Annotated in this window: 11 protein-coding genes; 6 read left to right on the forward strand and 5 right to left on the reverse strand. The window is 74.6% G+C overall.

The annotated features are described in order from the left end of the window. The coding region (locus VIU94_RS25860; RefSeq protein WP_331914642.1) for an ABC transporter permease at nt 1-1,364 on the forward strand (1,364 nt) is incomplete at its 5' end. Nucleotides 1,365-1,635: 271 nt separating this feature from the next. Beyond that, a complete protein-coding gene (locus VIU94_RS25865) occupies nt 1,636-2,199 on the forward strand; it encodes a sugar O-acetyltransferase (RefSeq protein ID WP_331914644.1) in 564 nt (187 codons plus the stop codon). A 127-nt stretch (nt 2,200-2,326) separates the two neighbouring features. Here the strand turns inward: VIU94_RS25865 and VIU94_RS25870 are convergent, their stop codons facing one another. Then, nucleotides 2,327-3,244: an NADP-dependent oxidoreductase gene (locus tag VIU94_RS25870; RefSeq protein WP_331914646.1), complete on the reverse strand. Its 918-nt coding sequence runs from the start codon at nt 3,242-3,244 to the stop codon at nt 2,327-2,329. A 142-nt stretch (nt 3,245-3,386) separates the two neighbouring features. Here VIU94_RS25870 and VIU94_RS25875 point away from each other — a divergent pair, with 142 nt between their 5' ends. Together VIU94_RS25875 and VIU94_RS25880 are read left to right on the forward strand one after the other, a co-directional pair. Further along, nucleotides 3,387-4,703 carry a helix-turn-helix transcriptional regulator gene (locus tag VIU94_RS25875; protein WP_331914648.1) on the forward strand — a complete coding sequence of 439 codons (1,317 nt, stop codon included), beginning with the start codon at nt 3,387-3,389 and terminating at the stop codon, nt 4,701-4,703. A gap of 64 nt (nt 4,704-4,767) precedes the next feature. Further along, nucleotides 4,768-6,462 (forward strand): bifunctional 3'-5' exonuclease/DNA polymerase, encoded by a 1,695-nt coding sequence (locus VIU94_RS25880; RefSeq protein ID WP_331914650.1) that lies wholly within the window; start codon nt 4,768-4,770, stop codon nt 6,460-6,462. 62 nt (nt 6,463-6,524) lie between these two features. On the opposite strand, the gene VIU94_RS25885 is transcribed toward VIU94_RS25880, so the two are convergent. After that, nucleotides 6,525-7,853 (reverse strand): hypothetical protein, encoded by a 1,329-nt coding sequence (locus VIU94_RS25885; protein WP_331914652.1) that lies wholly within the window; start codon nt 7,851-7,853, stop codon nt 6,525-6,527. 84 nt (nt 7,854-7,937) lie between these two features. Next, entirely contained in the window at nt 7,938-8,447 is a 510-nt protein-coding gene (locus tag VIU94_RS25890; protein WP_331914654.1) for a SigE family RNA polymerase sigma factor, read from the reverse strand. A gap of 144 nt (nt 8,448-8,591) precedes the next feature. Between VIU94_RS25890 and VIU94_RS25895 the strand changes: the two genes are divergently transcribed. Both VIU94_RS25895 and VIU94_RS25900 read left to right on the forward strand, forming a co-directional pair. Next, nucleotides 8,592-8,990 carry a DUF6479 family protein gene (locus tag VIU94_RS25895; protein WP_331914656.1) on the forward strand — a complete coding sequence of 133 codons (399 nt, stop codon included), beginning with the start codon at nt 8,592-8,594 and terminating at the stop codon, nt 8,988-8,990. Between the two features lie 16 nt (nt 8,991-9,006). Next, complete coding sequence (locus VIU94_RS25900; RefSeq protein ID WP_331914658.1) at nt 9,007-9,831, forward strand: sigma factor-like helix-turn-helix DNA-binding protein; 825 nt, start codon at nt 9,007-9,009, stop codon at nt 9,829-9,831. Here the strand turns inward: VIU94_RS25900 and VIU94_RS25905 are convergent. Both VIU94_RS25905 and VIU94_RS25910 read right to left on the reverse strand, forming a co-directional pair. Then, complete coding sequence (locus tag VIU94_RS25905; protein ID WP_331914660.1) at nt 9,798-11,414, reverse strand: HEAT repeat domain-containing protein; 1,617 nt, start codon at nt 11,412-11,414, stop codon at nt 9,798-9,800. The two genes, VIU94_RS25900 and VIU94_RS25905, sit on opposite strands and share 34 nt — an antisense overlap. A gap of 14 nt (nt 11,415-11,428) precedes the next feature. Then, nucleotides 11,429-12,703, reverse strand: coding sequence for an MFS transporter (locus VIU94_RS25910; protein ID WP_331914662.1), 1,275 nt, complete (start codon nt 12,701-12,703; stop codon nt 11,429-11,431). Nucleotides 12,704-12,851 lie beyond the last annotated feature (148 nt).

The following is a 12,851-nucleotide window of genomic DNA, read 5'->3' on the forward strand; positions in this document are numbered from 1 at the left end:
CCCGCCGGGCCGGCCGGATCGGGCCGACCGCCGCGCTGCGCGAGGCCGACGTCGACACCGGGGTCCTGCCGCTCGGCCGCCGCCTGCTCGGCGCCGCCCTGCTGCTGACCGGGGCCGCGCTGCTGGTGTGGACGTGCGTGGACGACCCGTACGCGCTGCTGAAGCGCAAGACGTACACGACGCAGCCGATGGTCCTGATCACCGGCGTCGCGCTGCTCGCGCCGCTCCTGGTCCGGCCGGTGGCGCGGCTGCTGCCGCTGCCGGGGGTCACCGGGATGCTGGTCCGCGCGAACACCGCCGCCGCCCTGCGCCGTACGTCGGCGGTCGCCGCGCCCGTACTGGTCACGGTCGCGCTCGCCGGATCTCTGTTCGGCTCGGCCGTCACGGTGACGACGGCGAAGGGCGCCGAGGCGCGCGAGCAGACGGCCGCGCAGTACGTGATCACGGCGGGCGGGGACGCGAACGGCCGTACCGGCGGGGCAGGCGGCGCAGGCGGGGCAGCCCTGAAGCCGGGACCCGTACGCACCCTCCCGGGTGCGACCGTCTCCGCGACCGGCGAGACCTCGGTCTTCGTCCGGGACGGCGACTCGGCGCTGGTGAAGTACGGCGCGCGGGCCGTCGCCGACCCGGCCGGCTTCGCCGACCTCGCCCGGCTGCCGGTGCTCGCCGGGGACGTGCGCGACCTCGACGACCACTCGATCGTGGTCAACGAGGAGTGGGAGCGCCGCCGGATCGGCGACCGGGTCCAGGTCTGGCTGGCCGACGGACGGACGACGACGCTGCGGGTCGTCGCGGTCCTCGCGCCGGGCACCGGCGACAACGGGCCGTACGTGACCACGGCGAACGCCCCCGGCGCGACCCTCGACCGGATCGACGTCGGTACGGCCGCGGGCGTCCGCGGCCCCGCCCTCGACCGGGCCATGGCCGCCACCGGCGGCACCGTCCGGACCGCCGACGCGTGGGCCGCCGAGACCCACCCGCCGTTCAGCCGCACCACCCGGCTCGGCCTGTTCCTCGTGCTCGGCATCGCCGTGGTCTACACGGTGATCGCGCTGGCGAACACGCTGGTCATGGCCACTTCGGTACGTGGCGGGGAGCTGGGCGCGCTGCGCATGAGCGGGGCGACGCGGGCCCAGATCCTGCGGGTCGTGGCGGGCGAGGCGCTGCTCTCGGTGGCGATCGGGTCGGTGCTGGGGGCGGCCGTGACGGCGGTCGGCCTCGCCGGGCTCGGGGCGGCGCTGGCATCGCTGTCCGCGCCGGTGACAGTGGCCGTGCCGTGGGCCGTGGTCGGCGCGGCGGTGGGGATCTGCGCGGTGGTCGCGACGGCGGCCTCGGTGCTCCCCGCGTGGCGGCTGACCCGCTGAGCGGAGATGGTGGACGGAGCGGGGCGGGGACCGGGTCGGAGCCGGGTCCCCGCCCCGGCCTTGGTTCGCCGTGCGTCGACACCGCACATCGATCACGGCACCTCGAACAGGGCACCTCGAACACCGCACGTCGATCAGCGCACGTCGATTCGGCGCACGTCGATTCGTCGCACAAGTGTCCAGTTCTCGCCAGCTTCGCGTACCGCCGTCCGGGCCCGGGGTAGATCCTCACCGACGGAACATCACGGACCGCGAAAGACGGGGGTGCCCGATGGGCGAGAACAAGCAGCGGATGCTGGCCGGCGAGTGGTACCTGCCCGACGATCCCGAGCTGACGGCCGAATCGCGACGCGCGGCCGCGCTGTGCGCGGCGTACAACGTGACCGGGGACGTCCTCCCCGACTTCGCGGGGCGGACGAAGATGCTGGCGGAGCTGTTGGGATCGGTGGGCGAAGGGGTCCGGATCCGGCCGCCGTTCCACTGCGACTTCGGCCGGTACATCAGCATCGGCGACGGCACGTTCGTGAACTTCAACGCGGTCTTCCTCGACGTCGCGCCCATCACGATCGGCGCGGACGTCCAGATCGGCCCCAACGTGCAACTGCTCACGCCCACGCACGAACTCGACGCGGAGCGGCGCAGAGCCGGCTGGGAGAAGGGGATACCGATCACGATCGGGGACAACGTGTGGCTGGGCGGCGGGGTGATCGTCTGCCCCGGGGTGACGATCGGCGCGAACACGGTGGTGGGCGCGGGTTCGGTGGTCGTCAAGGACCTCCCCGAGGGCGTCCTCGCGGTGGGCAATCCGGCGCGCGTGGTGCGGGAGTTGGGCTGAGGGGGGGGACTGAGGGGACTGGGGGCTGACGACGCCCGGCGGAGGACGGGTCGGTACCGGGTGGGGGCGCCCGGCTCCGAGGCCGCCCCCCGACAGTCCGGCGGCGGGCGCGCCCGAGCCCGAGCCCTCAGAGCCTGATGACGATCTTCCCCTGCGCATGGCCCGTCTCGCTCAGTTCCTGTGCCTTTGCCGCGTGTGCCAGCGGGAGGACCTGGTCGAGGCGGACGGCCAGTCGGCCCTCGACAGCGAGTCGGGCGTGCTCGGTCAGGCCCGCGCGGACCTCCTCCGGGGTCGTCGTGACGGCCGAGAAAAGCACGCCGTGCTCCTCCGCGTCGGTGGCCGCGATCGTGACGATCCGCTCGGTCGCCCCACCCATCAGTTCGACCGAGACGGCGAGCGTGTCGTGCCCGGCCGCGTCGAAGACCGCGTCGACGCCCTGCGGGGCGGCCGTCCGGACGCGGTCGGCGAGGCCGTCGCCGTACGTCACCGGGATCGCGCCGAGCGACCGCAGGTAGTCGTGGTTGCGCTCCGAGGCGGTGCCGACGACCGTGACGCCGGCCGCCACGGCGAGCTGCACCGCGACGGAGCCGACCACGCCCGCCGCGCCGTGCAGGAGCAGCGTCTCGCCCTCCCGCACGGCGAGTTGGTCGAGGACGCGCTGGGCGGTCTCGCCGGCGACGGGGAGGCTCGCGGCCCGCTCCCAGGTCAGTTCCGCGGGCTTGTGGACGATGTCCCCGGCGAGGGCGTACTCGGCGTAGGCGCCCGTCTTGGTCCAGCCCAGCACCTCGTCGCCGGGCGCGACATGGGTGACGCCCGCGCCGACGGCGTCCACGGTGCCGGCGAACTCCAGGCCGGGGACGGCGGGGAAGGTCGTCGGGTAGTGGTGCTCCACCCATCCCTCGCGGCGCTTGTGGTCGAGGGGGTTGACCCCGACGGCGGCCACCCTGACGCGCACCTCGCCGGGTCCGGGCTCGGGGACGGCCACCCCGGTCTCGTGGCGCAGCACGTGGGGGCCGCCGAACTCGTCGTACACGATCGCTTCCATGGCTGTCGGGCTCCGTTCACCGGGTCAGTGGGTACGGCTCAAGCCTCGGTCGCGGGCGACTCCGTCCCGGCCCGCCCAACGGCCAGTTCAACCTGTCCGAAAGACCAGCCCTGTACCCGGGGCCGGTGCCTAGGCTTGCGGCATGGAGCTGATCCGATCCGCGCCCGACGTGGGCCACGACCCGGCGGCGACGACCGCCGCGCTGGTCGCCGCGTACGACATCGTGCGGCGGCCGCTCGGCACGGTTCTGCCGCGGGTCTCCGAGGTCCTCGCGCCGCTGATCCCGCACCGGGCGGCCGCGGAGCTCTCCACGCACTGCGCCCATTCGCCGTTCAAGTACTCCGGGGAGTTCGGGGGGTTCGACGGGACGGATCCCGGCGGGCGGCCGACCGCCGCCGATCTGGCACCGCTGCTGTCGTCCGGCACCGCGGGCCGGCCGTGGCAGGGCGTCGCGACGGTGGGCGGCGCGGCGCGCGAGGCGGTGGTCGTGCTGAGCGACGCCACGCCGCGCGGCGCGGTGCTCGTCCTCGTGCGGGAGGACGGCGCGGCCCCCGTGGGCGCGGAGGCCCTCGCGGTCGCGCAGGCCCTGTGGGACCTGGTGACCGCGCACTTCGACCGGTTCGCGGCGGAGGCGCTGCCCGGCGCGCTGGCCCGGTCGCGGGCGGCAGCCGACACCCGGGCTCGGGTGATCGCGGAGCTCAGCGGCGCGCACACGGCGACGCTGTCCGGGCTGCTCGGGGTGCTCCGCAGCCGCGGCCTGGACGACGCGGCGGCCCGGGCGACCGCGACGGAGCTGGCGGTCTCCGCGCTGGTCGAGCTGCGCGCGGTGTCGGAGCGGGACCGGTCGCTGGCGGAGGAGCAGGCCGGCGAGGCGTTCGCCCGGCTCGCGGACGCGCTGCGGCCGCTGCTGCGGCACAGCACGGTCCGGCTGGAGCTGGGCCCGCCCGAGCCGACGCGCTCGCTCGCCGCGGACGTGGCGCACAGCGCGCGGGCGATCGTGCGCGCGCTGCTGCTGACCGCACTGGAGCAGGAGACGGTGTCCCGCGTCCACGTCGGCTGGCAGCTCACCGAGCACGAGCTGCGCGCGACGGTCCGGGACGACGGCCCCGGCACGCTCGACCCGTGCCGGCTGGGCGCCGGCAGCATCGCGGACCGGCTGGAGGTCCTGGGCGGCCGGCTCGACGTCGACGCGGTGCCCGGCTGGGGCACGACGATCACGGCCGCGATCCCGCTGGCCGCACCGGATGCCCCGGCGGGCGCCGCCGACCCGCTCACCGCGTTGGGCGCGCGCGAGCTGGAGGTCCTCGGGCACCTGGCCCTGGGCCATCGCAACCGGATGATCGCGCAGGAGCTGCACATCAGCGAGTCGACGGTGAAGTTCCACGTCGCGAACATCCTGACCAAGCTCGGCGTCGCCTCGCGCGGCGAGGCGGCGGCCCTCTTCCACGCCGCCGCCTGACGACCCGCCCGGGCCGACGCTCGCCTCCCCCGCGCTGTCAGTGCCGGGTGCCAGACTCGCACCCATGAACGAACGATGGGCGCTCGCGCCGGAGGCCGAGGGGGACGGCGCGTGGCTCGTCCCCCTCGGCCCCGACGGGACGCCCGCCGGGGAGGTGCGGCGCGAGCCGGACCTCGTCGAGGCCGTCCGCGCGCGTCCGGACGTGGCCCGCTGGGTGTGGCGGTCCACCACGGAGGTCTATCCCCGGCTCCTCGCCGCCGGGGTGCGCGTCGAGCGCTGTTACGACGTGGAGGACGCCGAGCTGCTGCTGCTCGGCCACGAGGGCCGGCTCGGCGAGCCCCGGTCCGCGGCGGCCGCCTGGGCGCGGCTGCGGAACGCGCCCGTACCGCCTGATCCGCCCGCGCGCGCCGCCGAGCCCGGCTCGCAGGACTCGCTGTTCGAGCCGAGATCCGCGACCCCCGTGCCCTTCGAAGCCCTCCTGGAGGTGTACGCCGAACAGCAGCGCCGGCACGACGCGGCCGAGCATCCGGGCCGGATGCGGCTGCTCACCGCCGCCGAGTCCGCCGGGATGCTCGTGGCGACGGAGATGAACCGGTGCGGGCTGCCGTGGCGGGCGGACGTGCACCGGGAACTGCTGCAGGACATGCTCGGCGAGCGGTACGCGGGCGGCGGCGAGCCGCGCCGCCTGGCCGAGCTGGCCGACGAGGTGTCCGCCGCGTTCGGCCGCCGGGTCCGCCCCGACCTGCCCGCAGACGTGGTCCGCGCCTTCGCGCAGGCCGGGATCCGGCTGAAGTCCACCCGCCGCTGGGAGCTGGCGGAGCTCGACCACCCCGCGGTGGAGCCGTTGCTGAAGTACAAGACGCTGTACCGGATCTGGGTGGCGCACGGCTGGAGCTGGCTCCAGGACTGGGTTCGGGACGGCCGGTTCCGCCCCGAGTACGTGCCCGGCGGCACGGTCAGCGGCCGCTGGACGACCAACGGCGGCGGCGCGCTGCAGATCCCGAAGGTGATACGGCAGGCCGTCGTCGCCGACGAGGGCTGGCGGCTGGTCGTCGCGGACGCCGACCAGATGGAGCCGCGGGTGCTGGCCGCGATCTCCCGCGACCCCGGTCTGATGGAGGTCGCCGGGCACCACGACGACCTGTACACCCGGCTGTCCGACCGGGCCTTCTCCGGCGACCGGGACCACGCGAAGATCGCCCTGCTCGGCGCGATCTACGGCCAGACCAGTGGCGACGGCCTGAAGAACCTGGCCGCCCTGCGCCGCCGGTTCCCCCGGGCCGTGGCCTACGTGGACGACGCCGCGAAGGCGGGCGAGGAGGGCCGGCTCGTACGCACCTGGCTCGGCCGCACCAGCCCCCGCGCCGCCGGCGCGGCCGACGCCGACGAGGCGGGCATCCCCCAGGAGGGCGACGCCGAACCGGCGGGCGGGGACGGCGGATTCGTCCCCGGGTACGCGTCGGGCGACGCCCGGGCCCGGGGCCGCTTCACCCGGAACTTCGTGGTCCAGGGCAGCGCCGCCGACTGGGCGCTGCTGATGCTCGCCTCGCTGCGCCGCGCGACCGCCGGCATGCGGGCCGAGCTGGTCTTCTTCCAGCACGACGAGGTGATCGTGCACTGCCCGGCCGATGAGGCCGAGGCGGTGACGGAGGCGATCCGCGCGGCCGGGGACGAGGCCGGGCGGATCGCGTTCGGCGAGACCCCGGTCCGCTTCCCGTTCACGACCGCCACGGTGGAGCGGTACTCGGACGCGAAGTGAACCGGGGCGGAGGCGCCCCCCACCGACCACGGCCAGGGCCAGGGCCAGGGCCAGGGCCAGGGCTACGGCTGCGAAGTCCCCGACAGACTCTGCCACTTCGCGCTCAGCGCGAGGGCCTTCAACTGCTCCATCGTGAGCGCCGGTTCGTCGCGGGTCGCGGCCTGGTGCTGCGCGCCCGCGTTGAACGCGGAGACGACGACCCGGAAGCCGTCCTTGCGCATCGTGTCGGCCGTCCACATGACGACGCCCGCGCCGCCCTTCTCGCCCGGCTTCTTCTCCAGCTTCACCTTCGTCCCGTCGGGCAGCGTGGTGACCCCGCTGCCGGCGAACAGCTGGTCCGCCACGTCCCGCATGTCCGGCTGGACGTTGACCTGGACGAGGCTCCTGCCCTTGCCGTCGTCGACGACCACGTACGCGAACTCGCCCTCGCCGCCCTTCTCCGTCACCAGCAGGCCCTTGGGCAGCAGCACACGCAGCGTCGCCCTGACGGCATCGCCGGACGGGCCCGTGGGCGGCTGCGCGCTCGCCGAGCCCTGCGTGACCGGCTTGAGCGCCGGCAGCTGCTTCATCAGCGGACGCCATTCCTCCGCCGTGACCAGGGCCTTGAGCTGCGCAGGCGAGAACGGCGGGTTCGGGCGACTGATCGGCTCGTCCTTCTCCGCGTCGTTGGACTCGCTCACGGGGGCGTTGTACTCGCTCACGTCGATCAGGACCCCGTCCCGGGTCAGCAGCGCCGCCCGCCAGTTCTTGGTGTCCACGCGCCGGTCCGGGAACTCGTAGCCCTGGAACACCATCAGTCGCCCGCCGTCGGACAGCCGGGTGCTGGTGCAGGCGTCGTAGGCGACGAACGCCTTGTCCGGGCAGGCGACCAGATCGACCGCCTTGTCGTCGAGGCCCACGCGGGACAGGCCCACCGTGACGCCGGCCTTGCCCTTGCCGTCGTCGTACACGCCATGAACGAATTCGCCCTTGCCGTCGAGGTTCTGGAAGGACCAGTCGCCGGCCGGGGTGTTCGCCTTCAGGATCGCGGCCAGGTCCTTGACCGGGATCTGGGCCTGCGGGCGCTCCTTGCCCTTGTCCTTGGCCGCACCGGCGTGATCGGACGAGCCGCCCTGCTCCTGGGCCGCGCCGACCGAGGACTCGGCGACGCCGGCCGGCCCGTTCCCGCCGAGCAGCCCGCCGCCGTACGCGCCGCCGACGGCGACCAGGGCGAGCGCCAGCACGCTGCCGCCCACCGCGGCGGTACGCCGCCGGGCCAGCCGGCGCCGCCCCTGGCTCAGCCCGCCGACGGCGAGGTCCGGCAGGGCGGCGGCGCTGAAGCTGTCGCCGGTGCGGCGGATGACCAGGCCGAGCTCTTCCTCGAACTGGTTCCGGTCCTGTTCCTGGGGCATGCCGAATCAACTCCGGTCGGTGTCGGTGATGAAAATGCGTAGGTCTGGCCGTGATGAGCCGGGATCAGCCCGGATCAGCCCGCATCAGCGGGCGGCGAACTCGGCGATGCTGCCGCCGAGCCCTTCCCGGAGCTTCGCCAGGGCCCGCACCGAGCGGGTGCGGACCGCGGCGGAGCTGACGTGCAGGGCGTCTGCGGTCTCCTCGATGCTGCGGTCCTCCCAGTACCGCAGCACCACCACCGCCCGGTCCTTCGGCGCCAGCCGGGCCAGCGCGTCGAGCAGGGCGATCCGCAGCTCCGGGTCGTCGCCGTGGTCCGGGGCGCGCTCGGGCAGCTCCCCGAGCGGCCGCTCGGTCGCGGACCTGCGGCGCCGATGGCTGAGGAAGGTGCGGACGAGCACGGTCTGGGCGTACCCGGCGGGGTTGCCGATCCGGTGGACGCGCCCCCACAGCGCGTACATCCGGCCCAGCGTCTCCTGCACCAGGTCCTCGGCCAGGTGGACATCCCCGCTGGTCAGCAGGCACGCGGACCGGAAGAGATGCCCGGAGCGGGCGGAGGCGAACTCCATGAACTCCTCCGCGCGGGACCTTCTCATGCGCCGCGCCCCCCTCGCCTCGTCCGTCGTACACGGCTCGCCTCGTCCGTCCTTCACCGATATGACGCGATGGGGCCCGGAGAATGTTTCACCTGGATTCGCGAGCATGTCTGACGCGACGCGAAACCGGGTATTTGTTCGGGTATGAACGCATTTGCTCTGCAGAGCGCAGACGTGACGACGGCCGGGGTCTGGCAGTCGGGACTCGGCCAGGTTCTCGGTGGCCTCGTGCTCGTGGCGATTCTGATCGCCGCCTTCGCATGGGGGCGCTACCTCCGGGCCCGCGAGGCCAAGACCCCCAAGGCGGAGGAGCATGGGCACCGCCCCGAGACGGACCGGCTGCCCGGCGAGATGTCCGAATACCGCCGGCCTGCGGTGATGCCGCAGACGGACGGCGAGCACCGGCTCATGCCGTACCAGCTCAACGACGGCGGCACCTCCGGCACCGAGACCTCCCCGGACCCGCCGAGCGAGGAGAAGCGGCGCTGGGGCGGCATCTCCAGCGGCGGATTCGGCAGCGGCGGCACCGGGCACGGCGACTGAGCCGTGTAGGCGAGTCATGCCGACGTCGTTCGAGGCCCCCGCCGTCCTGCCCGAGGACGGCTCCGCGGACCAGCGACTGCGCGCTGTGGCGTACCGGATGCTCGGCTCGGCCGCCGAGGCGGACGCCGCGGTACGGGAGACCCGGCTGCGGTTGGGCCGCGCGGACGCCGGAGCCGTCGACGACCTGGGCCGATGGCTGACGACGGCCGTGGGCCAGGTCTCGCTTGACATGCTGCGCTCCCGCGACACGGGCGGTGACCGGCCGTACGCGGCCGAGGAGCCGGCCGACCCGGAGGAGCGGGCGCTGGTGGGCGTCCTGGACACCCTGACCCCGACCGAGCGGCTCGCTTTCGTCCTGCACGATCTGTTCGAGGTCCCGATCGACGAGATCGCGCCGATCGTGGAACGCACCCCGGCCGCCACCCGCCAGCTCGCCGCCCGGGCCCGCCGCCGCACCCAGGGCCTGGACGACCTGCCCGAACCCGATCCGGCGCGCCAGCGGGAGGTCGTCACGGCGTTCCTGGCCTCCGCGCGGGGCGGCGACATCGACGCCCTGCTCGACCTCCTGGACCCGGACGCGGTCCTACGAGCCGACGCCACTGCCGCAGGTGCGGGCGTCACGACGCACGGCGCCCGGGCGGTCGCCCACGCGCTCGCCGACCGGGCGTCCGCAGCCGCGCCGATGCTGGTGGACGGCGTCGCAGGTCTGGCCACCCCGGAAGCGGTGTACTGCTTCACCGTCCTGGACGGCCGCATCACGGCGATCGACCTGGTGGCTGACGAGGACCACCTCGCCCGCCTGGACCTTCACCCTCTGGGCGAGGAACCCGGCGCAGGCTGATACGCCGCGGCGAGCTCATCCAGCCCCTCCGTCCCGCCCTCCGCCCCGCCCTCGCCGACCCGGGCCAGGAGGAGTACCCGGGCCGGGACTCCGGCATCCGCGTAGGCGGCGAGCCGGTGGTGGCCGTCGAGCACCGTGCCGACCAGCCACCGCTCCTCGTCCCGAGCCTGCACGTACCGGTCGTCGATCCATCCCAGGACGAGGGCGGCGGGCCGCTCCCCCGCGGCGATCGCTGCCGCGTGGCGGGCGACGGTCGCCGGGTCGAGCGTGCCCGGCGGCCGCGAGGGCAGCACGGCCCCGTACGTCGCCGGCACACGGCCGCCCGGTACGGGCGCGGTGAGCTGGAAGTGCTCGACGCCGGGCCAGTGGTCCTCGGGGCGCTCGCCGACGTACCCGGGATCGTCGTCCTCCTCCACCCGGTCGGCCAGGCGGCGGAACCACCACGAGCGAGCAGGCTCGGTCACCCGCTCCAACGGGAGGTCGAGCAGCAGGGCGCGGTAGTGCCCGGTCTCCAACTCGCCGAGCACCGGAGCCCATTCGTCGAACCAGTCCGCGTCGAGCCGCTCCGGGTCGGCCAGCCGCAGCCGCATGCGCGCGGCGAAGCGGGCGGCCTCGGCATCCGGCCAGTCCAGCAGGGTCAGCCCCAACTCGCAGGTGTCGCAGACGGAACCGACCCGGTACAGGGGCTTCCCGCCGACGGTCAGCGACCGGTTCCAGCGGGGCCAGGAGGACCCGGGCGTCGGCGGGTCGAAGTCGACCCGGATCCGGCCGGCGCCCCCGTCGACGGAGAACCGTGCCCGCGTCGCCGACTCGACGACGAGGTCCCGCACCACGGGTCGCGGCGAACCCTTCCCCGCCCAGACAGCCCGCACCGCCGCCGCGTACGCCGCTCCGGTCGCCCCGGCCGGCAGCAGCGGGTCGCGTCCGGTGAGCCGTACGAGCGCGTGGTGCACGTCGTACACCCGCTCCTCGCCGCTCTCCGCCAGCCATCGCAGCAGGTGCGGTACGGCGGCGGGGTCGCCCATCAGCTCCAGGGCGACGGTGAACGCGGCGTGCTCAAGGCCGGTCACCTCGGACAGCCGCTGGGCGATCGGCGCCGTCCACTCACGCGCCCCGAGGCGGCCGAGCGCGAGCGCGGCCCGGCCGCGCGGGGCGGCGGGGTCGTCCAGCAGGGCCCCGAGGCCGGGCGCGAAGGACGGGTCGCCGGACAGCCCCCTCGCGTCGATCAGCACCGGATCGAGGACGCCCTGTACCGCGTACCCGCGCAGCAGCTCCGCGGGCACGCGCAGCCCGCGGACGACGGCGGTCCTCAGCACGTCGCGCCGGTCGTCGGCGGGAAGGGCCGGCTCCGCGAGCAGGCGCAGCAGGACCGCGTCGCCCTGCTCGCCCAGCATCTGGAGGAGCCCGGTCAGATACCGGCGGAAGCCGGCCTGCCCCGCCCCCGTTCGATACAGGTCCTCGGCGGCCTCGGCGAGGCCGGGGAGTTGCGGCGATTCGGCGTTCAGCGCGTACAGCGCGATCCACGGGTCGTCGGCGCGCAGCGCGGCGTCGAGACGTGTCCAGGTGTCGTCGTGGTCCCCCATGGGAGCAGTATCGGTCAGCGGTCGGCGGGCGCGGCGGCCTGCGGCCGTCCCTGAGGCCGCTCCTGCGGGAGTTCGCGACGCCTGCGCACCGGGGAGAGGAAGACGGGCAGGAAGGATGCGGCCATCGCGGCGCCGCCGACCCACAAGGTCGTCTGCAGTCCGGCCAGTTCGCCGAGGAGACCGGACACGGCGGCGCCGATGGCCAGGGCGCCCATGAGGAGGAAGCGGAAGGTCGCGTTCATGCGGCCGAGGAGCGCGTCGGGGGTCATCCACTGGCGCAGGGTGACGCCGATGACGTTGTCGGTCCCGATCTTGAACAGGGTGAGCAGCCAGCCCGCGCCCGCGAGCCACAGCCAGGGTCCGGGGCCAATGAGCGGCACGAGCAGTCCGGCGGGGGCCAGGCACAGCCCCAGGATCCCGAGGGCCCGCCCGTACCCGAGGCGCGCGGCGATGTATCCGGCGCACCGCGACCCGAGCAGCACCCCGACTCCGCCGGCCGCCCAGAACGCGCCCAGGACACCGGCGGACAGGCCGAGTTCGCGGACGAAGAGCACCGGGAGCATCGTGTTGACGATCTGCATGCCGAAGTTGGCGGTCGCGGCGGTGAGGGCCAGGGCGCGCAGCTCGCGGTTCCCGAGGACGTGCCGCAGCCCCTCGGCGATCTGCGCCCGCAGGCCGTCGGACGCCTTGCGGGCCGGCGGCGACGCCGGGGCGTACCGGACGCCGATGAGTCGGATCGCCGAGCCGAGGTAGCTCAGCGCGGTCCAGACGACGGCGACCGGCGCCGTCAGCCACTGCACGAGCGCCCCGCCGACGCCCCGCCCGGCCACGTTCCCCGCGGCCATGAGGCCGACCATGGCGGAGTTGGCGGACACCAGGGCTTCCCGGCCCACGAGTTGGGGCAGCACGCTCTGCGAGGTGACGTCGAAGAAGACGGTCGCGCAGCCGTTGAGGAAGACGACGGCGTACAGCTGCCACAGCGTCAGCGCGTCCAGCCACCAGGCGATCGGCACGGACGCGAAGAGCAGGGCGCGGACGAGCTCCGCGACGATCAGCACCCGCCGCTGCCGCATCCGGTCCACCCAGGCCCCGGCGGGCAGCCCGATGAGCAGGAACGCCACCGTGCTCAACGTCGCGAGCACCCCGACCTCGCCGGGCCCGGCGTCCAGCGAGGCGACGGCGACGAGGGGCACGGCGACGTAGCCGACGTTGGTCCCCAGGTTGCTCAGCACCGAGGCCGAGAAGAGCGTCCGGAAGTCGGGGACCCGCCAGGGTGAGTGAGCACGCATGCCCCCGACGCTCCCGCACTCCGAACGGCCGGGACAAGCGAATAGTGCTCCGAGGACGCTTAAGCGCCGCTTAAACGAGCGCACCTCGACCGTAAGCCTGCGTCCGTTCGTGGGGGATTTCGGAGGTTCGGCCGGGCACGTCGGCTTT

Origin of the sequence: Streptomyces sp. (genome assembly GCF_036566765.1) — a bacterium.
In the GTDB taxonomy this organism is placed as follows: Bacteria; Actinomycetota; Actinomycetes; order Streptomycetales; family Streptomycetaceae; genus Streptomyces.